Genomic DNA, 18,781 nt, shown 5'->3' with positions numbered 1-18,781 from the left:
GCTCGCTCGGCCTTCGGCCTCGCTCGCGGTAGGAGATTGTAGAAATCATCCGTTGATTACTTTCCGACCGGATTGGTTTCACATTCAGCAACGACGAATTAGCCGAGAGACCGACGGTGCATACTAACCGTGAGTTCCACGCCCAACTCTGAAATAACGAAACCGTAGTACCGATTACTGTGAAGCCGTCCCTGGCTATATTTTTACCCGGGGAGCAGTTACTATGTAGTATGGGAACAGATGACAAGTCTGGGAGCCGAGAATTGCTTGCGCACGTTCTCGTCCCCGTTGTCAATGAGGAAGATGCTCTGGCGACAGCGAACCGGCTCGAACAGTACCAGCCAGCGCGAGTAACCGCCCTTCACGTCGTCGAGAAGGGGGAAGGTGTCCCGGATAAAACACCCGTTGAATATTCGGAAGAACTAGCGGAGGAGTCCTATGCTGCCGTCAAAACGGTGTTTCCCGACGCCGATACGCACACTGCGTATGGCCGGGATATCACCGGGAAAATATTTGAGGCCGCTGAGGAAGTCGGAGCAAGCGCCATCGCCTACCGGTCCCGCGGCGGAAACCGACTACTGCAGTTCCTGTCCGGTGATCACTCCCTGAAGTTGGTCACGAACGCTGACTGTCCCGTTATTGCGCTTCCGCGTGTGAACAGCGGTAAATGACCGATAGAAATCGGATAACCGCTTTGCGCACCATCTGCATTGAACGGGCTATGAATCCCCTGTCTTGAGCATCTGCGAGCGAACGAAGTGAGCGAGCGGTTCATCGCCGACGAGCGGCCGAAGGCCGTGATGTCGGCGGCCTTTTTCCCTCCAGGTTTTTGCGCCGAGCGGTGCGCCGAAGGCGCACCCGAGGCGGAACAAGGTGGGTGTGAAAGAGGTGGGAGCGGTTAGGGGGGAATCTATTCAGGCTTCAGACCGCCGTCCTGCACGCGCATTATGGCCTCGCCGTCGGCGAGGTTGGGCGCGTCGACGAGTTTGACGATCCGCTTGTCGCCCTTGGATTTCCGGAGGTACATCCGGAACGTGGAAGTGTGGCCGAGGATGTTGCCGCCGATCGGCTGGGTCGGGTCGCCGAAGTACGAGTCGGGGTTCGAGGCGACCTGATTCGTCACCAAGACGGCCGTGTTGTAGAGGTCGCCGATGCGCATCAGGTCGTGGAGGTGCTTGTTGAGCTTCTGCTGTCGGTCGGCGAGTTGGCCCCGGCCGACGTACTCCGCGCGGAAGTGGGCAGTGAGCGAGTCGACGCAGAGGAGACGCACGGGGAACTCCGCGTCCTCGTTGTCGCGGGCGATCTCCTTGGCCTTCTCGGCCAGGAGGATCTGGTGGTTGGAGTTGAACGCCTTCGCGACGTGGATGTGGTCGAGGAAGCTGTTGAGCAGGTCGTTCATCGCCTCGTCGTCGCCCGGAGTCCCCTCGATCTCGCGGCGCTCGAAGAGGTCTTCGAGAACCTCGTCGTCGAGCCCGCGCATCATATCGTCGATCCGTTCGGGGCGGAACGTGTCCTCGGAGTCGATGAAGATGCAAGCGCCGCCGAGTCCGCCGTGTTCGGGCGGCAGTTGGACGTTCACCGCCATCTGGTGGGTCACCTGCGACTTCCCGGCACCGAACTCGCCGTACACTTCGGTGATCGACTGCGTTTCGATCCCGCCGCCGAGGAGGTCGTCCACCTCGGGGATCCGCCACGAGAGTTTGCCGATCTCTTCGCGCCGTTCGAGGACGGCGGCTCCCGTCTCGAAGCCACCGATATCGGCCGCGTCGCGCGCGGCGTTGATAATATCGGCCGCGGTCGACTCGCCGACGTCCGCGGTGTTGGACATCTCGCCGGGACTCGCGACAGCGATCGCCTGATAGCTCTCGAATCCCGAATCGACGAGTTTGTCTGCGGTTGCGGGGCCGACTCCGGGGAGACTCTCGAGATCGTCTTCTGGCATCGTATCCGCTTCTGGGTCCCACTTGCACATAAACCCTCGTTAACAGCAAAGTGAAAGTGAATACGCCGGACCGAAACGATGGTCACTGTCGGACACAACGAGGGGTTCAAAACGGAGAGGGAGCGCTACGCGTCGGTATCGCCGCGCAGCACCGCCGCCACGTCGGCGCTCACAGCCGGGAGCGCGCGGCACGTTTCGGTGATGACGACGTATTCGGCGGCCTCCCGCTCGGCGGATTCGACCCGCGTGTCGCCGTCGTACCGCGAGAATCGGTCGTCGATCCAGCGAAGTTCCCGGGCAAACCTCGGAAGGACCGCGTCGACGACGAGGCGATTTCGATCCGCGTCGCGTGCGGCGCTGACGGCGTCGACGGCGTCAGTGCGAATTTCAGCGACGTCTTCGGCGTTCTCGACGGCTATTGTGTCTCCTCCCTCGATCCGTTCGCGGAGCGCCCCGAAGGCGCGAACGTACACGAGCGTTTCCGCCGCGTCGAGCGCGGCACTCGCGACCGACGGTGAGTCCTGATCGCCAAGGCGGTCTTCGGAACGCCACCGTGCGTCTCGAAGGATATCGGAGAGCGCCATCACGCCAGCGGTCCGTCCGACGTCTCGATCGACGAGTGACGTCGGATCCTCCGTCTCGTCGGGGAGCGACTCGCCGCGGGCACGGATGCGCTCGTCGAAGGCATCTCGGGCGGCCGCGAATCGTTCGCGCAGGTTCGTCTCCCGTGGGAGGCTCTCGCGGAACTGATCGAAAGCGTACGACGCGACCGCCACGGCGATCCTCGCGCGTTCGACGTCGACCGCAACGTCCGCGAAATCGAGCGGTTGCGTCGCCGCGTATTCGAGTTCTCCCTCGTGGAACGACAGCCAGTTCCGCGCCCCGCGGATCTCGCGCTCGATTTCCGTGTGGACGATCGCCGCTCGTACCGGATCGTCCCCGACGTAGTCCCACCGTGAGGAGAGCGCGTCGACGTCGTCCTCGACGGCCGACTGCGATTCGCGGAGGTCCTCGACGGTCGCCTCTCCCTGAATCGCGTGCCACCCGACCTGTACCTCGTGTGCGCTCGCTCGGGCGCGCGTCGCACGGCCGAGTCGCTCGTAGGCCGTCCCGCCGTCCGAAGACGTCCGGATCGCCTCGCGTGCGGTCTCGTACTCGCCGTTCATCCGTTCGCGAATCACCCCGTTCGGAATCTGCGCCTGGTCGAACGGCGCGGGCACCGAGTCGAGTTTCGTCTCGGTGACCTCGCGCTGGTCGGCGACGAACGATGCCTCGATATCGACCGGGAGCGTCTCGGAGACTTCGGGTGTCTCGTCGTCGGCGAGGTCGGCGAGCGCGTCGCCGTCGATCGTTTCCGGCTCCGATCCGGGTAGTTGATCGAGGCATCCCGCGAGGGACGCGAGACCGAGCGCCCCGGAGAGCGCGAGCATCCCTCGGCGTCCGATCTGCCGGTTCCGTCGGGAGTGTTCGGGCGTTCGGGTCACGCCTGTCTCCCCTCCGCGGCCGCCATCGGTTCACCACTCGGCGTCCGACACCGGCCGCCACCGCCTGACCCGTAGCTTCGGATATCGTCGGGGTCCAGGGCGGCCGGAATCCGGATCAGATTCACCACGAAGTCCTTCGCGTCGGCCTCACAGGCGACGTCAGCGTCGCGGAGGATCCGCGCGTAGTCGGTCTCGATCTCCGAGTCGGTCCAGCGGATCCAACACAGTCGCCGCTCGTAGCACTCGGCGACGACGTGCCCCTCGACGTACACCGACGCCGCCTCGAAGTCGGTCTCATCGAGGAGCGCGCGGGCCGCATCGACGCCGTCGACGTCCGCGAACGTGAGCGATGCGGCCCGCTCGGCGTCGACGACGAGGTCGTGTCGCCAGCGGTCGAACCGCGGGGTTCCGGCCGAATCGTCCCCCGAGGCCCCCGTCTCGGCGTTCGGGTCTCGGACGATCGGTGCCCGCTCAGTGTTCCTGAGGCTGACGTGCGTCGGATCGGTGAGCGCGTCTTCGGGCGGGTTCGCGTCGGGACCGTCGCGGGCGGTACTCGAAGCGGTCGAACTACCACCGCAGCCAGCGAGTGCGGAGCTACCGAGGAGAGCGGCCGCCGGCTGGAGGAGGCGTCGCCTACTCGGGGAGGGTGTATTGGAGGGCATCAAGCGGAGTTATTCGAGAATGGGATAAATAGCCACGGGAACGACGGTCCTCGGGCGTAGCGAGTGTTTATATAGGAACGGGCGGCCAGACGCGGCGTGCGCTAGAAACCACCCCGCGTCGAGCCGCGGTTGCTCGGCACGTCGACGCGGGAACGAACGCCGATTCCGAACCAATCAGTCACGATCGGATTCGAGAAACTGTCGTGCCGACTGTTCGCCAATCTACTTCCGACAGCCGTTCGCTTCCGACGGCCGTCCGCGTCCGGTAGTCGTTCGCTCTCGACAACCGTCCGCCCCTGCGGGTGGCCGCACTCGACAGCCCGTCTCACTCCCAGGGGTGGCCGCCCGCCGTGTCCGGCCACATCGGATACCAGTAGGACTCGTCGCTCTCCAGTCCCAGTTCGCCGTCGAGCATCGACTCCAGCTTGAACTCCAGCCGTTGGTTCCGCTCCTTGCCGCGCATCGGCGCGAACGGGTAGTACGCGCCGCGGCGGAACGAGTAGATCCAGTAGACGCGGTCGGCACCGCTGTCACCTCCGCCTCGGGTGTCGCCGTCGCGCTCGAAGCCGAAGACGGCAGCGAGAATCCGCGATCCGTAGCCGCGCTCGATGAACTCGTCGGCCGCGAAGTGGACGCTCGTCACCAGGTCCTCGGGGTCGTCGTCGCGGAGGATCACCCACTCCCAGCCGTGGCTGTCCTCGCGGAGTTCGAAGGCCGTGCCGGTCTCCTCCTCGCCCGCGCGAAGGATGGTCTCGACGTCGTCGACGACGGCGGAGAAATCGGTGCTGTCGACGCCGGAGAAACAGAGCGCCGCGGCGCCGACGGAGCGAAAGCCGAGATCGGCCTCCATCGTGACGTAGGCGGTGCTCATCCCGAAGAGGTCCTCGGGATCGGCGTCGCGAGTCGCGTCCGCCTCGGCGTTCGTGCCGAGGACGGTTCGAATCGTGTCGAAGAACCCCATCAGCGTGCCCCCTCCGTCAGAGAGATCTCACCGCGACACATCTCACTGCGACTCCAGTTCTCGTTCGAGGTCGCGCAGGCGGTCGACGCGCTTTTCGGTTGCAGGGTGGGTGCTAAACAGCCGCCCGATGACGTCGCTCTTCAGCGGGACGATGAAGAACGCGTTCATCTCCGACTGCTCGCGGAGGTCCTCCTTCGGGACCTTGTCCATCCGGCCGTCGATCTTCAGGAGCGCCGACGCGAGCGCCGACGGCCGCCCGGTGATGAGCGCCCCGCCGCGGTCGGCTGCGAACTCGCGGTACCGCGAGAGCGCACGAATCAGGAAGAACGAGACGATCCAGACGACGAGCGACGCGACGATAGCGACGAGGAAGCCGCCGCCCTGTCGGTTCCGGCCGCCGCCGAACCAAAAGCCCATCCTGACGATCATAAACGCGACCGTCGAGAGGAACGACGCGATCGTCATCACCATCACGTCGCGGTTCTTCACGTGCGCGAGCTCGTGGGCGACCACGCCCTCGAGTTCGTCCCGGTCGAGCGTCTGCAGGAGCCCGGTCGTCACGCAGACCGTCGATTTCTTCTGTGAGCGACCCGCAGCGAAGGCGTTCGGTACGCGCGAGTCGGCGACGGCGACCGTGGGTTTCGGAAGGTCCGCCTGCTGGCTGAGCCGCGAGACCATCGCGTGGAGCTCCGGGTATTCGTCCTCGGAGACCTTCTTCGCCCCCATACTGTAGAGCGCGAGTTTGTCGCTGAAGAAGAACTGTGCGATGACGAACAGCCCCATCAGCGGGAGGAAGAAGAACGATCCCGTTCGAACCAGCGCCCCCACGAAGACGAGATAGAGGGCGAAAAGCAGGAACATCGTGAGGACCATCCGGCCTCTGAGTCCCCAGTCGGGTTTCCAGTCCATGGCCCGACTACGGCCGCGGAGTAATAAACGGTGTTGCAGCAAACAGTTGTGCAGCCGAAACACCGTCTACTCGGTAGTGCAACGGAAACGGCGCAAGAGCGAGAACAACGCGGCACTTCGTCGCGCTTAACCGCCTCGGTCGTTTACGACGGGTGATGAGTTCGGGAGAGTTCTGTCCGCGCTGCGGCGATCCGGTCCCGGAGCGTGCCGACCCGCTTCCGGGTGAGCCCCGCGAGCGCGACGCCGTCCTCTGCGACGACTGCTACTTCGAGGACTTCGACCTCGTCGACGCTCCAGATCGGATCGAGGTCCGCGTCTGTTCGCAGTGCGGCGCGGTCTACGAGGGGAACCGCTGGGTCGACGTCGGCGCGAAAGACTACACTGACGTCGCGATCGAACAGGTCTCCGAGGCGCTCGGCGTCCACGTGAAGGCGGAAGAGATCCGCTGGGGCGTCGAACCCGAGCAGATCGATCAGAACACCATCCGAATGCACTGCACGTTCGGCGGCGTCGTCCGCGACACGTACCGCGAGGAGCAGGTGACCGTTCCGGTGCTCATCTCCCGACAGACGTGCGACCGCTGCGGCCGGATCGCCGGAGGCTACTACGCCAGCATCGTGCAAGTGCGGGCTGACGGCCGGACGCCGACGAGCGAGGAGGAAAAACGCGCCGTCGAGATCGCCGAAGCCTACGTCGCCGAGCGCGAGGAAACGGGCGATCGAGACGCGTTCATCTCCGAGACCAAGGAGACCGCCGACGGGATCGACATCAAGATCTCGACGAACCAGATGGGCGGCGGCGTGGCGAAGCGGATCATCCGGGAACTGGGCGGTCACGTCAAGGAGTACCCGACGCTCGTCACCGAAGACAGCGACGGCAACGAGGTCTACCGTGTCACCTACGCCGTTCGACTCCCGAAGTTCACGCCCGGAGATGTCGTCGCGCCCGAGGACGACGACGGGCCGGTGTTGGTCAGAAGCGTCCGCGGGAATCTGAAGGGCGTTCGTCTCACCACCGGTGAGCCGTACGAAGCCGCCTTCGAAGAGGGCGAGACGCCGGACGCACAAAAGATCGGAACCGTCGGAGACGCCGAAGAAACGACAGTCGTCACGATCGAAGACGAGCGGGCGATCCAGGTGCTCGATCCCGAAACGTACGAGTCGAAGACGATCGCGCGGCCGTCGTACGTCGACCGCGAGGCCGACACGGTCCAGGTCTTGAAGAGTCGCAAAGGGCTGCATATTCTGCCCGCACGCGACGACGGGGACGAAAGCGGTGAGAGCGCCGCGTAGCGCCGCTCGTCGTCGAAACTACCGAAGCGAAATTAATCGGAGAATTCGACCGATCCGCCTGCAGTGGTTACTCCGCGGCCTGCGACCGCACCTGATTCTCGCGGACTGAGATACCGTGCCGCACCAGCGCCGTGGCGAACGCGTCCGTAGAGCGGCCCGCCCGAGACGCCGCCTGCGACAGCGTCAGTGTTCCGTTCCGGTACAGGGTCATCGCCGTGTTCAGCCCGTGTGTGTACATTGCCGGACATACAAGACCAGGAGGAGAGAGATGTTAAGTATTCCGTGAGATATCGTCTCAAAGAACAGTCGATATGCTTGTAAATAGACCAAGCGTATTAATTTTTCCGTGATTTACCGATATATTATAACCTAAATTAACATTCATTAAATATTCGTCTCGGGATCGGACGGATTGGACCGCAAACTTACACAGTGAGACGGCGCGAGTGATGAGCGAAAGAATTGAATCGGAGGAAGCCGAGGATCCGGTATGGACCGACAGCAGGTGCTCGCGCTCATCCTCGTGCTGCTGATGGTCGGCTCCTCGTTGGCGTACGGCGCGGCACTAGTGTTCTGAGACGGACGGTTGTCGTCTCTTCCCGGTGATCGCGACCCGCACGATCGCGGTCACCGATAAACAGTTACAACCGACCGTATGAGCCGACGCACTCGGTCTCAGCTGTCGCCCCAAACGTCGGAGAGCGGATGGTTCGCTTTGTCGTCGTCCGCCGATTTGTCGTCCGTTCCAGTCGGCGGGTCCGATCGCGTCGCCCGCGACGAACCGGATGCGGATCCGCCGCCGGTCGACGACGGGCGACCGTGGCTTCGGCGACCACCGTTGCCGCTTCTGCCGGGGCCACTCCCACCAGGATCGCTCCCTCCGGAACCGCCCCGCCCGCCAGCCGCGACCTGATCGAACTCGGGGAGTTCGGGCGTCGACAGCCGATCGACCTGTTCGCGGAACCACGGGGGCATATCGCTTCGCGTCCGGTCGAACAGGTCGAGCAGCGACGAGTCCGCGAGATACGTCGCACCGTGATCGTCGGGCGCGCGGACGACGCGCCCGCACGCCTGAATCACGGTCCGAAGCGCGGCCCGTCGGTACCACGACCACTGTCCCTCCTCCAGTCGGCGCGCGACGCGGGAGTCGTTCGTGTTGAGGTACGGCGCTTTGCAGACGACCTGCCAGCGACAGAGGTCGCCCGAGAGGTCCAGCGCCTCCTCCATCTTCACCGAGAGGAAGACGTCGGGGTCGTCGGTGGCCTTCCACGAGTCGAGTTCCGCGTCGCGGTTCTCCCGGTCGTGGCCGCGGATCCGCCCGCCGAGGCCGAGTTGGGCGAGTCGGCGTCGAAGCTCCGCCTGAATCGCGTAGGAGTGGCAGTGAACGAGCCCCTTTTCATCCCCGTGCTTCGCCATAATTCGGACCAGCGTCCGCGCGACCTTCGGGAACGTCTCCTCGCGGTGGTCGTACGTCATCTTCCCCTGCGTCACGTCGTACAGCGGACGGTTCTCGACGGGGAACGTGTGTTCGACGTCGACGAGCGCGACGGTGTCGGGGTCGAGCCCGACACCCCGACAGAACGCCTCCTTGTTCAGGATCGTCGCCGACAGCAGCGCGAATTTGTTACCGCGGTCCCAGACGGTGTGGTGCAGGTACCGCGCCGGATCGAGCGGCTTGATCGTGATCGGCCCGCCCTCGCCGTCGGACTGGTCGACGACCCACGTGGTGGGGCTCTCGGGGTCGCGGTAGTCCTCGACGAACCACGTGAGTTCGGACCGAAGCTCCTGGAGGCGGTCGCGACGCGCCGCCTCGTCGGGATTCAGTTCCGGTTTTCGGATCAGTTCGTCCTTGGCGCGCTCGACGACGCCCGCCAGCGTCTCCGCGAAGCGGACGGTCCGTTCGAGCGGGTCGCCGTCGGCCGCGACGTCGGGGACGCCCACGTCGTCCCAGACCGGCACCGTCCGCGGATTCAGATCCACCGTCGCGTACATCTCCGCCCACTCGGCGAGGCCGTGCGCCTCGTCGATCACGACGACGTCGCGCTTGCGAAAGACGTCGGATCCGGCGGTCTGCATAAAGTACGCGAGTGTCATCGCCGCGATGCGACGGTTGGAAGCGATGGCCCGGTCGGAAAAGTACGGACAGCGGTGACGGACCGAGCAATCGAAGCCCGCCTGCCTAGCACAGGGCGCTCGGTCGACCGGCGTGTCGGTCTCGCCCCGCAGGATACACGTGTAGTTCGACTTTCCGCGGATGACGTTCAGGTCGTCCAACAGCGAGTCCTCGGCGACGTCGTCGAGTTGGGAGACCTGCGGCGTCGTGTAGTACGCGTCGGTCGCCTCAGCGGGCGAGACATCGTCCGTCGTCGCCGCCGCGCCCGCGATCGCCCGCGCGAGAAGCGACTTGCCGCTCCCCGTCGGCGCGCGGACGAGCACGACGTCGTTCCCGGCGGCGAACGCGTCGCGGATGTCCGAGAGCGCCTGCTCCTGCGCGCCGCGGTAGCTCGGGGCCGGAAACGACGAGGGAATCCGATCGGGGTCCACACTCGCCCCTGTGCCGCTCTCGGTTAAAAAGGTTCAGACGCGAGTCCTCAGCGCGGAGCGCAGAAGCGACCCCCAAGTCGAGAGTGCGGACGCCTCCGAAGTCGTCCCCGCCACGTCCGTAATCCACGTGCCGTCAGCCAACTCACGGAGTAGGCGCAAACTACAACACCCCGGGCGTCGCTTTCCCGATATGTTCGCCAGCGCTCCGGATCTGCTGCGGTTGGTCGTGCTCCCGGTCCTCGGATGGACCGCGTGGCGCGACATCGAGACGAGGCGGGTGCCGAGTCGGACCTGGCTCCCGCTCGTCGGACTCGGCGTCGTGCTCCTCACGGTGGAGGCCGTCGGCCACCTGTCGCTTTCGACGTCTACGGACTTCCTGTTCTTCGTGCAGGTCGCGATCAGTCTCTTCCTCGTCGCTCCGATCGCCTACGGCTTCTGGTGGATCGGCGGCTTCGGCGGCGCGGACGCGAAGGCGCTCATCACGATCGCCATCCTGCTTCCGACGTTTCCGACGTACTACTTCGCCGGGTTCACGCTCCCGGTGATCGAGACGACGCTCGGCGTCTTCTCGATGACAGTCCTCACGAACACCGTCGTCCTCGCCGCGGCGTACCCGGTCGCACTCGGCGTTCGGAACCTCCGTACCGGCGACGTCCGGTTCCCGACGTCCTTCCTCGGTCTCCGCATCGCGGTCGACGACCTCCGGTCGGCGCACGGCCGCCTGTACGAGACGCCGGACGGCTTCTCGCGGAACGGCCTCGACATCGACGCGCTGCGGATGTACCTCCGTTGGCGGGGCCTGAGTCTCGACGAGTTGCGAGCAAGCCCCGACCAGTACCGCGATCCCGACAGCGTCGGCGAGACGTACGATCCGACCGACGGCGCGGTCGGCGCAGAGAGCGAGATGCCCCGAAAGAGCGGCGTACCCGTGGATGGCGACGAGGATGCGTCACGGGTCGAATCCGACGGTGGCGTAGACGTCGACGATGCCGACGTCGGCGACGTCGAAACTGGAGATTCTTCCGACGTCGGCGACGAGTGGGCCGCAGACGCCTTTCTTGACGAAATCGAGGGCACGGCCTACGGCACGACGCCGAAAAAGCTCCGCGGCGGACTGGAGGTCGTGGCCGAGCGCGAGGCGGTCTGGATCTCACCAGGGATCCCGTTCCTGGTCCCAATGTTCCTCGGGACGCTCTTGGCGTTCACGTACGGCGATCTGGTCTTCGGTGCGCTCGGCGCACTCGGAGTCGTCTGATCGGTCGTCGATCCCCCGGAGTCAGTCACCAACGGCCCGCGTCGGTGCCGACGGGACGAGCCACGCCGGGACGACTCGGGTCAGCACGACCATTCCCGTCAGTTCGACCAGCGTCTGCGTGACGACGATTGCGGGGGCCAGTTCGTAGCCCGCGGGCAGCGCGAGCGCCAGCGGGAGGACGACGAGGGAGTTCCGCGTCACCGACGTGAACACCAGCGCGCGGGCCTCCCCGACGTCCATCCGGACGATGCGGGCGGCGAACCGTGCAATAACCGGCATAACAACGAGAAAGGCGGCGTAAACGGGGACGACCGCTGCGATTTGCCCGATCGATTCCACCACCCGCGGGAGCTGAGAGGCGATGACGACGAGGAGCGTCGCGGCCATCATCGGCACCGGAAGCCAGCCCATCGCGGTCTCCCACCGGCGGCCCGCATCGGAGCGGGTCGCCCACTCCTCCGTGAGCCACGCGAGCGTGAGCGGCACCGCGATGAGGAAGAGAAAGGCCTCGACGAACGGCCCCGCGCTGATGACGCCCCCGATCCGGTCGCCGAGAAACAGCCACAGGTACGCCGGAAGGAGCGCGAACTGGACGAGAAGCAGCACCGGAGTCGCCGCAGTCACCCGCTCTGCGTCGCCGCCCGCGAGGTCGGTGAAGGCGATGACGTAGTCGATACACGGCGTTAGTAGCACCAGCAATGCGCCGACGAGAATCGCCGGATCCGCGGGAAGTGCGCGCGTCAGGACGAAGACGACTATCGGAACGAGGAGGAAATTCATCCCGAGCGCCGCTGTCATAAACCGCGCGTCGGTGAACGCCTGGCGGAACCTGACAAATGGAATCTCCAGAAAGGTCACGTAGAGGAGCACCGCCAGCACGGGCGTGATCGCTCGTTCGAACACCGGCGCGGCGGACGGGATCCCGATGCCGAACCCTATCGCGAGCGCGACGCTGACGGCGTAGACGGCGATCTGGTTCCGCTGGAGCCACCGCTGCGAGAGCACACGGGGACCTTCTCGTCACCCCGCATTAGGACTGGTGCTCCGGTCAGGGGCACGCCGCGCGCCGATCGGCAGGTGGTTTCCTCCGAGAGGTCCCACGCCGAAACGGGGGCAAAAGACCTATCGGCCGCACACGCGTCGATTCGGGTAATGACCGACGACGTCGAGATCGACTTCGGCGAGGACGGCCTCGTCCCCGCCGTCGCACAGGACGCCGACTCCGGCGAGGTGCTGATGCTGGCGTACGTCTCCCCCGAGGCGCTCGAACGGACCCGCGAGACGGGGCGGGCGCACTACTACTCGCGCAGCCGCGATGAACTCTGGGAGAAGGGCGCGACGAGCGGGCACATACAGTCGATCGAGGAAGTCCGCGTCGACTGCGACGCCGACACGCTCCTGTACCTCGTCGACCAGTCCGGCGGCGCGTGCCACACGGGCCACCGCTCGTGCTTCTACCGCACGGTCGACGGCGAGCACGTCGGCGAGCGCGTGTTCGACCCCGACGACGTCTACTGAACACAGATGGCCGAAACAGATCCGATCGGAGACGAGGCAGACGCCAAGGCCGAGGATGACGGAGCCGCCGACGAGAGCGGGAGCGACGGAGCCGAGGCCGTCCTCGAAACCGTCGAGGAACGGATCGAGGCGCTTCGGGCCGCGCGATCGCGACAGACGCAGGTCGAGGCCGAGATCGAAGACGTCGGCGAAGACGCGGTCGTCACCGCGGCCGACACGTATCGGAAGGCGCTCAGCCTCCTCGACAGGTACGAGGGCTCCGCGACCGGGACCGGCGATTTCCAAGCGTACGTCGAGTTTCAGGGCAAGTTCCTCGACCTCGTCGACGAACTCGGAGACGACGTCCCCTCGAAGGACGCCTTCGACACCGCCGCCGAGCGGATGGACCGCCGCCGACTCAGCGAGGACGATTTCGACGACGCCCGCGCGGACCTCGAACCCGCGGGCGAATACGTCGACCTCCTCGACCGGCGCGAAGAGGCGACGGAGGCCGTTTCCGCGGCGAAGCGCGACGCGAAGCTCTACGGGCGCGAACTCGACGACGAGATCGAACGGCGGGCGGAGATGCTCGCGTTCGCCGATGCCGACCTCGACGCGCCGGTCGAGGAGCTTCGAGGGCCAGTTCGGGCCTACAACGAAGCCGTGGAGGAGGACTTCAACGCCTTCTACGAGTCCGGGGCCGCGGCCGACGTGATCGGGCTCCTCGAACGCGCGGAGTCGTTCCCGCTCGTCGAGTTCGAGTCGCCGCCGCGAGACCTCCGCGAGTTCGTCCGCGAGAGCCCCGACGCCGACGAGTCGATTCCGACCCTCCTGGAGTTCGCCGACTACACCGGCTCGAAGCTGGACCACTACGCGGCGGACCCCGCGCTGTTGCAGACGACCGTCGCGGTCCATCGGACGTTCCTCGAACGCCTCTCGGCCGAGCCGCTGACGGTGTCGCTGCCGCCGCCGCAGGCGGAGACGCTCCGTCTCTGGGCCCGCGAGGCCACGTCGCTGCTCGCCCGGTTCGCGAGCGAGGAGACCGTCGCGCGGCTCAGGGCCGTCCGGGACCTGACGCGTCGCGACGATTACGAGGAGCTTCAATTCGTCGCTCGCGCGCACGAGGAGCTCGACGCCGACGCGCGCGAACGGGTGAAGTCCGGCGCGGCGGCAACGGAGCTGGAACGCCTCCGCGACGCCCGTGAGCGGCTCTCGGCGGCCCTCAAAGGGGGATCCGACGCCGGATCCGGCCACGGCGGGTCGTCGGGCGAGCCGATCGGACCGGACGGATCGACCGGCTGATGGTCGTCGTCTCGGCCGTCGCGTTCGTCGTCGGCGGGGGCTGTCTGTACTACGGCGCGCGAGCCCTGCGAACGGGGCGCGCGATGCGGCGGCTGGACGCCGCGACCGACGATCCGAGACGAACTGTCGGGTGGCGGGATGACGTTTCGGCGGCGAAAGGAGAGCGAGAGTCGGAGATACCGTCGGACCCTCCCGACGACATCGCGTTCGAGCGGGGCTTCGTCCTGCTCGTACTGGGACTACTTTCGGTACTTTTCGGTGTGCTCGCCTGGTGAGTAGCGGCTAGCGGAACGCGTCGCGAAGGTTATCAGGTGGTTCACCGCGTGACGAGGTTAACAGGTTGCCTCGACCGCGTCCCGGAGTGCCGCGGCCGCCCGCTCGGCGAGCTCTTTGGCGCGAGTCCCCTCCTTCGCCTCGGCGTAGACCCGGACTTTCGGTTCGGTCCCCGACGGACGGACGAGCACCCACGCGTCGCCGTAGTCGAGGCGGTAGCCGTCGATGGTGTTCGGTTCCGCGTCCGCGGCGTCGGCGAAGTGGGCCGCAGCATCGAGCATCGCGTCGAGTTCGGCCTCCTCGTCGTACGGGAGGTTGATACGGACGTTCTCGTAGGCCGTATAGGGTTCGATGAGGTCGCTGACGGGCCCTTCGGCGACGAGTTCGAGGAACTTCGCGCCGACGTACGCGCCGTCGCGGACGAGCCGGTACTCCGGGAAGAAGATCCCCCCGTTTCCCTCGCCAGCGATCGGGACGGACCCGCCCTCGGCGGTGAGCTCTCGGATGCGCGTGATGATGTTAGTCGCGCCGATCGGCGTGAGTTCGAGGTCCGCGCCGACCGCGTCGCAGACGTCGACGAGTCGCTGGGAGACGTTCACGGCCGCGACGGTGGTGTCGCCCGGTCCGAGTTCCGCGGCGGCGAGCGCCGCGAGGGAGGCCTCGCCCGCGACGAACTCGCCGCGCTCGTCCACGAAGATCGCGCGGTCGGCGTCGCCGTCGTGGGCGATTCCGACGTCGGCGTCGGCCGCCCGAACGAGTGACTTGAGGTCGGCGAGATTCTCCTCGACCGGTTCGGACTCGCGGCCCGGGAAGTGGCCGTCGGGGTTGGCGTTGACGGTGACGACGTCGCAGCCGAGCCGTCGGAAGAACTCGGGGCTCGTCAGCGCGCCCGCCCCGTGACCCGGATCGAGCGCGACGGTGAGGTCGGCGTCGGCGATCGCCTCGCGGTCGACCGCGTCGAGGAGGTCGGAGACGTACTCGCGGTTCGCGCCCTCGATCCGACGTGACTCGCCGACTTCGTCCCACGCGGCGGTGGCGAAATCCTCCGCCAGAACGTGCGATTCGATCGTTTCGAGGTCCTCGACGGCGAGTTCGACGCCGTCCGCGCCGACGAGTTTGACGCCGTTGTACTCCGGCGGGTTGTGCGACGCCGTGATCACGATGGCCGGGCGCGCTCTGTCACCGGCGTAGCGGACGGCGCTCGGGGTGGGCGTCGGGCCGAGTCGATCGACGTCGACGCCGACGCTCTCGAGGCCGCTCACCGCCGCGTTCGTCAGCATCTCGCCCGTCGTTCGCGTGTCGCGCGCGACGACCGCGCGGTCGGTCTCCCACGCCGTACCGGCGGCCTTCGCGATTCGGAGCACGAACTCGGGCGTCAGGCCGTCGCCCACGACGCCCCGAGTCCCGCTCGAACCGAACAGTCTCATTGCGTCTCACTCCTCGGCCCGTGGTGAAAGCGGTTGCGACACGGACTGTTTCGCGAGGGCTACTCGGTCGTCGTCTGGCGGTCGGTGAGTTCGGAGAGCGCCGGTACCACCCTGTCGACGGTGAGCGAGTACGCGAAATACAGCGCGACGAACCCCATAACGGCCGCCCAGAGGCCCAAGAGCGGTTGGCCGTGCTGGACGGTCACGATTGCGAAGCGCTCGACGTATGCCCCGATGAGCGAGAGTCCGAGCACACCGAGTCCGAACGCCGAGAGTTCGAGCACGAGCGGGAGCAGTTCGAGTGCGGCTGCGGTCATAGCCGTCCGTATCTGAGGAGAGATTGAGGCTCTTTCGGTCCCGCGACCGCGCCATCGGTCGAGATCCTACCGCAGTTGTCGATTCCGCAGATGTCTCCCCGATCGCTGGTCGATTCCACAAACGAAATCGTATAGTACGCGGCCGACACCTCGGAAGATATGACAGGACGGTACGGCGACATCGACTATCCGACCCTGACGAAGCGGAGTTTCCTCCTCGGAATCGGGCTGTTCGCGCTGGGTGCGCTCGGCGAGTTCGCGCTCGCCGCGACCGGAACCGCGGTTCCCGCGTGGGAACACGCGCTGCTCGTGGACGCCGAGTGGATCGGCATACTCATCGCGCTGGTGTCCCCGTTCGTGTTCGGCGTTCTGCTGCCCCTGACGGAGTAGCGAGCGAAGCGTTCGTTGTCGTCGATGACGTGACAGACCGAGACGTCGTTGTCACCGATGGAGTGGCGGACAGGAAGTTCGTTGCCGCTGGCGGAGACTTTAGGCGGCACCGCCGCCGAGAAGCCGCTATGACCGATCTCTTTCCCGATTTCGAGGTGGTTCCCGCGGTCGATATGCAGGACGGCGAAGTCGTCCAGCTCGTACAGGGCGAACGCGGCACCGAGAAGCGCTACGGCGACCCCGTCGAGGCCGCCCGGCGCTGGGTGGACGCGGGCGCGGAGACGCTGCACCTCGTCGATCTCGACGGCGCGTTCGAGGGGGAACGCGCGAACGCCGACGCGGTCGAAGCCGTCGTCGATGCCGTCGACGTCCCGGTGCAGCTCGGCGGCGGGATCAGGACCGCCGCGGACGCCTCCGACCTCCTCGACCGGGGCGTCGCGCGCGTGATCCTCGGCACGGCCGCGGTCGAGGAGCCCGAGTTGGTCGCAGAGATCGCGGCATCGCACCCCGACCGCGTGATGGTGAGTCTCGACGCGAAGGACGGCGAAGTGCTGGTCTCCGGATGGACCGAAGGCACCGGGCTCGACCCCGCGGAAGCGGCCGCTCGCTACGAAGACCTCGGCGCGGGATCGATCCTCTTCACCGACGTCGACGTCGAAGGGAAGCAGGAGGGCGTCCAGACGGACGTGACGAAACGCGTCGTCGACGCCGTCGACATCCCCGTCGTCGCTTCCGGTGGCGTCGCCTCCCTCGATGACATCCGGGCGCTGAGAGACGCCGGAGCGGCGGCCGTCGTCGTCGGCACCGCGCTCTACGAGGGCACGTTCACCCTCGAGGCGGCGATGCGCGCCTGAAGTGGAGCCGCGAGACGATCGCGGTACACGCGATCGTGATCAGCGCGACGCCGAGGCCCGTCACGACGCCCGAATTAGAGAACAGGAGCAGTCCCCCGAAACAGAGTGCGTACGCCCCCAGCGCGATTCCTTTGAGCCCCATCGTATCCCGGACGTCAACGCCGAGAGGTCATCAATCTCCGCAAGACGAGCGTCGGACAGGGACGACGAAACGAGCGCGGGTGAAAACGAGGGCGGATGAGAGTGGCCGTGTGAGCGCGGACAGGGATGACGAGATGAGTGCGGACGAGGGTGATGCGATGAGTGCGGACGGGAATGACGGTGCGGTGCGGACGAGAGTGAGAAAACTCAGGAGCGCTGCTGTCGGATCTTCTCGCGGCCGGGTTCGATGAGTTCGTTCAGATACGCCGCGAGCGCACCCTTCGCGTCTGCCGGGTGAAGGTCGCCCGATTCGAGGTCGGTTTCCAGGTCCGCGTACGAATCGTAGTGCAGATCGCCGCCGTACTTCTCGGGGCGCTCGACGACGACCTCGCCGAAGCGCGGGAAGACGTGGTATTCGAAGATCTGAAGCACGGGGTTGTCGCGTTCCTCGCCCTCGTCGGTCGGCTCGGGATCGGCCGTCGGCGGGCAGTACGCCTTGTTGACTTTTTCCTCGACGTCGGCTTCGGAGTCCTCCATCGAGATCGACAGGCCCTCGCTGCTCGACATTTTGCCGATACCGCTCGTCAGATCCGCGATCAGCGGCGTGTGCAGACAGGTCGGCGAGTCCGCACCGATGCTCGGCAGGGTGTCGCGGGCGAGCATGTGGACCTTCCGCTGCTCCATCCCGCCGATCGCGAGGTCGACGTCGAGGTAGACGATGTCGAGCGCCTGCATCAGCGGGTAGACCGCCTGCGCGACCGTCGCGGTGTCACCGCTCTGGATCTCGGCCATCGCGCGTTCGGCCCGCGACAGCGACGTCTCCAGCTCCAGCGCGTGCAGATCGAGAATGTACTCCTCGTCGAGTTGGAACTCCGAACCCAGTACGAACTCCGTCTGCGACTCGTCGAGGCCGTAGGCGACGAACTGCTCCTGCATTCTCGTTGCCGTCTCCCGAATCTCCTCGAACGTCCCCTTGCCGTTGAGATACGCGTGGACGTCGGCGAGGAGGACGACGACCTCGAATCCGGCCTCCTGCAGCTCCATCAGCTTGTTTGCGGTCAGCATATGACCGATGTGGAGGACGCCGGAGGGCTCGTAGCCGACGTACGCCCGCTTTCCGTCCGGGGATTCGGCTAGCGCGCGCACTTCGTCCTCTGTGACCACCTCGGAGGCGTTCCGGGTGATCAGCTCGTAGGCGTCCATACTGTGGGAAAATCGCGACTCCGGCATATGACTTCTGGGATGACGTCGACGTCAGATCGGAGAGGGTGTGACCGGAGTCATCGTGAGTGCTAAAATGTCGAAATTGGTGGTTTAGACAGGTTCTAAACCGTTTATTTCGGTTAAACGATTATGGGTGATTAAGAAGCCACAACGACACGCGGGTGTATGGACAAGCAGACGGGTCAAACCCGACGGAGGGCCATCCAAACACTCGGCAGCGTTCTCGTCGCCGGATTCGCTGGCTGTAATTCGTCTGGGACGGTGCCGACGGAAGAAGCGACTGATACGCCGACGACCACGACGACCA

The 18,781-nt window shown here is 65.9% G+C and carries 20 protein-coding genes; 8 read left to right on the top strand and 12 right to left on the bottom strand.

Annotated elements, in window-relative coordinates:
* The first annotated feature begins 230 nt into the window (after positions 1–230).
* Positions 231–671, top strand: coding sequence for a universal stress protein (locus FJT57_RS10230; protein WP_144904827.1), 441 nt, complete (start codon positions 231–233; stop codon positions 669–671).
* 239 nt (positions 672–910) lie between these two features.
* Here the strand turns inward: FJT57_RS10230 and radA are convergent, their stop codons facing one another.
* The 5 genes from radA to htpX all read right to left on the bottom strand — a co-directional run bounded on the left by radA (position 911) and on the right by htpX (position 5,958).
* Positions 911–1,942, bottom strand: a complete 1,032-nt coding sequence (gene radA, locus FJT57_RS10225) for a DNA repair and recombination protein RadA (protein WP_144904825.1) — start codon at positions 1,940–1,942, stop codon at positions 911–913.
* A gap of 125 nt (positions 1,943–2,067) precedes the next feature.
* Entirely contained in the window at positions 2,068–3,426 is a 1,359-nt protein-coding gene (locus tag FJT57_RS10220) for a hypothetical protein (protein WP_144904823.1), read from the bottom strand.
* Positions 3,423–4,088: a hypothetical protein gene (locus tag FJT57_RS10215; protein WP_144904821.1), complete on the bottom strand. Its 666-nt coding sequence runs from the start codon at positions 4,086–4,088 to the stop codon at positions 3,423–3,425. Before FJT57_RS10215 ends, FJT57_RS10220 begins: the two co-directional genes overlap by 4 nt.
* Positions 4,089–4,413: 325 nt before the next feature.
* The gene (gene pspAB / locus FJT57_RS10210) at positions 4,414–5,049 is read right to left on the bottom strand and encodes a PspA-associated protein PspAB (RefSeq protein WP_144904819.1); all 636 of its coding nucleotides are present in this window, start codon (positions 5,047–5,049) and stop codon (positions 4,414–4,416) included.
* A gap of 42 nt (positions 5,050–5,091) precedes the next feature.
* Positions 5,092–5,958: a zinc metalloprotease HtpX gene (htpX, locus tag FJT57_RS10205; RefSeq protein ID WP_144904817.1), complete on the bottom strand. Its 867-nt coding sequence runs from the start codon at positions 5,956–5,958 to the stop codon at positions 5,092–5,094.
* A gap of 152 nt (positions 5,959–6,110) precedes the next feature.
* On the opposite strand from htpX, the gene FJT57_RS10200 reads away from it, so the two are divergent.
* Positions 6,111–7,250, top strand: coding sequence for a 60S ribosomal export protein NMD3 (locus FJT57_RS10200; RefSeq protein ID WP_203229145.1), 1,140 nt, complete (start codon positions 6,111–6,113; stop codon positions 7,248–7,250).
* Positions 7,251–7,317: 67 nt separating this feature from the next.
* Here FJT57_RS10200 and FJT57_RS10195 read toward each other — a convergent pair whose 3' ends face one another.
* Together FJT57_RS10195 and FJT57_RS10190 are read right to left on the bottom strand one after the other, a co-directional pair.
* Positions 7,318–7,488, bottom strand: a complete 171-nt coding sequence (locus tag FJT57_RS10195) for a DUF7317 family protein (RefSeq protein ID WP_144904813.1) — start codon at positions 7,486–7,488, stop codon at positions 7,318–7,320.
* Between the two features lie 437 nt (positions 7,489–7,925).
* The gene (locus FJT57_RS10190) at positions 7,926–9,794 is read right to left on the bottom strand and encodes an ATP-dependent DNA helicase (RefSeq protein ID WP_144904810.1); all 1,869 of its coding nucleotides are present in this window, start codon (positions 9,792–9,794) and stop codon (positions 7,926–7,928) included.
* A gap of 190 nt (positions 9,795–9,984) precedes the next feature.
* Between FJT57_RS10190 and FJT57_RS10185 the strand changes: the two genes are divergently transcribed.
* Positions 9,985–11,049 (top strand): prepilin peptidase, encoded by a 1,065-nt coding sequence (locus FJT57_RS10185; RefSeq protein ID WP_144904809.1) that lies wholly within the window; start codon positions 9,985–9,987, stop codon positions 11,047–11,049.
* 21 nt (positions 11,050–11,070) lie between these two features.
* Here the strand turns inward: FJT57_RS10185 and FJT57_RS10180 are convergent, their stop codons facing one another.
* Positions 11,071–12,054: an arsenic resistance protein gene (locus FJT57_RS10180; RefSeq protein ID WP_144904807.1), complete on the bottom strand. Its 984-nt coding sequence runs from the start codon at positions 12,052–12,054 to the stop codon at positions 11,071–11,073.
* 147 nt (positions 12,055–12,201) lie between these two features.
* Here FJT57_RS10180 and hisI point away from each other — a divergent pair, with 147 nt between their 5' ends.
* From hisI to FJT57_RS10165, 3 genes are read left to right on the top strand one after another with little or no spacing between them, the layout of a single operon-like run.
* Positions 12,202–12,567 carry a phosphoribosyl-AMP cyclohydrolase gene (gene hisI / locus FJT57_RS10175; RefSeq protein ID WP_144904805.1) on the top strand — a complete coding sequence of 122 codons (366 nt, stop codon included), beginning with the start codon at positions 12,202–12,204 and terminating at the stop codon, positions 12,565–12,567.
* A gap of 6 nt (positions 12,568–12,573) precedes the next feature.
* The gene (locus FJT57_RS10170; protein ID WP_203229144.1) at positions 12,574–13,848 is read left to right on the top strand and encodes a DUF7118 family protein; all 1,275 of its coding nucleotides are present in this window, start codon (positions 12,574–12,576) and stop codon (positions 13,846–13,848) included.
* A complete protein-coding gene (locus tag FJT57_RS10165; RefSeq protein WP_144904803.1) occupies positions 13,848–14,123 on the top strand; it encodes a hypothetical protein in 276 nt (91 codons plus the stop codon). Before FJT57_RS10170 ends, FJT57_RS10165 begins: the two co-directional genes overlap by 1 nt.
* 57 nt (positions 14,124–14,180) lie before the next feature.
* Here FJT57_RS10165 and glmM read toward each other — a convergent pair whose 3' ends face one another.
* Both glmM and FJT57_RS10155 read right to left on the bottom strand, forming a co-directional pair.
* Positions 14,181–15,548, bottom strand: a complete 1,368-nt coding sequence (gene glmM, locus FJT57_RS10160) for a phosphoglucosamine mutase (protein WP_144904801.1) — start codon at positions 15,546–15,548, stop codon at positions 14,181–14,183.
* 59 nt (positions 15,549–15,607) lie between these two features.
* The gene (locus FJT57_RS10155) at positions 15,608–15,865 is read right to left on the bottom strand and encodes a hypothetical protein (protein ID WP_144904799.1); all 258 of its coding nucleotides are present in this window, start codon (positions 15,863–15,865) and stop codon (positions 15,608–15,610) included.
* Between the two features lie 159 nt (positions 15,866–16,024).
* Here FJT57_RS10155 and FJT57_RS10150 point away from each other — a divergent pair, with 159 nt between their 5' ends.
* Together FJT57_RS10150 and hisA are read left to right on the top strand one after the other, a co-directional pair.
* On the top strand, positions 16,025–16,255 hold the full coding sequence (locus FJT57_RS10150; RefSeq protein WP_144904797.1) for a DUF7860 family protein: 231 nt from the start codon (positions 16,025–16,027) through the stop codon (positions 16,253–16,255).
* A gap of 128 nt (positions 16,256–16,383) precedes the next feature.
* Positions 16,384–17,109, top strand: coding sequence for a 1-(5-phosphoribosyl)-5-[(5-phosphoribosylamino)methylideneamino]imidazole-4-carboxamide isomerase (gene hisA, locus FJT57_RS10145; protein ID WP_144904795.1), 726 nt, complete (start codon positions 16,384–16,386; stop codon positions 17,107–17,109).
* Here hisA and FJT57_RS16420 read toward each other — a convergent pair.
* Positions 17,081–17,251: a hypothetical protein gene (locus FJT57_RS16420; protein ID WP_162524332.1), complete on the bottom strand. Its 171-nt coding sequence runs from the start codon at positions 17,249–17,251 to the stop codon at positions 17,081–17,083. The two genes, hisA and FJT57_RS16420, sit on opposite strands and share 29 nt — an antisense overlap.
* Positions 17,252–17,457: 206 nt before the next feature.
* Positions 17,458–18,453, bottom strand: coding sequence for a tyrosine--tRNA ligase (locus tag FJT57_RS10140; protein WP_144904793.1), 996 nt, complete (start codon positions 18,451–18,453; stop codon positions 17,458–17,460).
* Positions 18,454–18,781 lie beyond the last annotated feature (328 nt).

Origin of the sequence: Halobellus captivus (assembly GCF_007655485.1) — an archaeon.
In the GTDB taxonomy this organism is placed as follows: domain Archaea; phylum Halobacteriota; class Halobacteria; order Halobacteriales; family Haloferacaceae; genus Haloquadratum; species Haloquadratum captivum.
Note: the sequence above shows the minus strand (reverse complement) of the source record. Positions and strands in the feature narration are given on the sequence as shown.

Bases quoted from the DNA above. Each gene is read 5' to 3' on its own strand.
- FJT57_RS10230 (WP_144904827.1), top strand. From the start codon at position 231: ATGGGAACAGATGACAAGTCTGGGAGCCGAGAATTGCTTGCGCACGTT.
- radA (WP_144904825.1), bottom strand. From the start codon at position 1,942: ATGCCAGAAGACGATCTCGAGAGTCTCCCCGGAGTCGGCCCCGCAACC.
- FJT57_RS10215 (WP_144904821.1), bottom strand. From the start codon at position 4,088: ATGCCCTCCAATACACCCTCCCCGAGTAGGCGACGCCTCCTCCAGCCG.
- pspAB (WP_144904819.1), bottom strand. From the start codon at position 5,049: ATGGGGTTCTTCGACACGATTCGAACCGTCCTCGGCACGAACGCCGAG.
- htpX (WP_144904817.1), bottom strand. From the start codon at position 5,958: ATGGACTGGAAACCCGACTGGGGACTCAGAGGCCGGATGGTCCTCACG.
- FJT57_RS10195 (WP_144904813.1), bottom strand. From the start codon at position 7,488: ATGTACACACACGGGCTGAACACGGCGATGACCCTGTACCGGAACGGA.
- FJT57_RS10185 (WP_144904809.1), top strand. From the start codon at position 9,985: ATGTTCGCCAGCGCTCCGGATCTGCTGCGGTTGGTCGTGCTCCCGGTC.
- hisI (WP_144904805.1), top strand. From the start codon at position 12,202: ATGACCGACGACGTCGAGATCGACTTCGGCGAGGACGGCCTCGTCCCC.
- FJT57_RS10170 (WP_203229144.1), top strand. From the start codon at position 12,574: ATGGCCGAAACAGATCCGATCGGAGACGAGGCAGACGCCAAGGCCGAG.
- FJT57_RS10165 (WP_144904803.1), top strand. From the start codon at position 13,848: ATGGTCGTCGTCTCGGCCGTCGCGTTCGTCGTCGGCGGGGGCTGTCTG.
- glmM (WP_144904801.1), bottom strand. From the start codon at position 15,548: ATGAGACTGTTCGGTTCGAGCGGGACTCGGGGCGTCGTGGGCGACGGC.
- FJT57_RS10155 (WP_144904799.1), bottom strand. From the start codon at position 15,865: ATGACCGCAGCCGCACTCGAACTGCTCCCGCTCGTGCTCGAACTCTCG.
- FJT57_RS10150 (WP_144904797.1), top strand. From the start codon at position 16,025: ATGACAGGACGGTACGGCGACATCGACTATCCGACCCTGACGAAGCGG.
- hisA (WP_144904795.1), top strand. From the start codon at position 16,384: ATGACCGATCTCTTTCCCGATTTCGAGGTGGTTCCCGCGGTCGATATG.
- FJT57_RS16420 (WP_162524332.1), bottom strand. From the start codon at position 17,251: ATGGGGCTCAAAGGAATCGCGCTGGGGGCGTACGCACTCTGTTTCGGG.
- FJT57_RS10140 (WP_144904793.1), bottom strand. From the start codon at position 18,453: ATGGACGCCTACGAGCTGATCACCCGGAACGCCTCCGAGGTGGTCACA.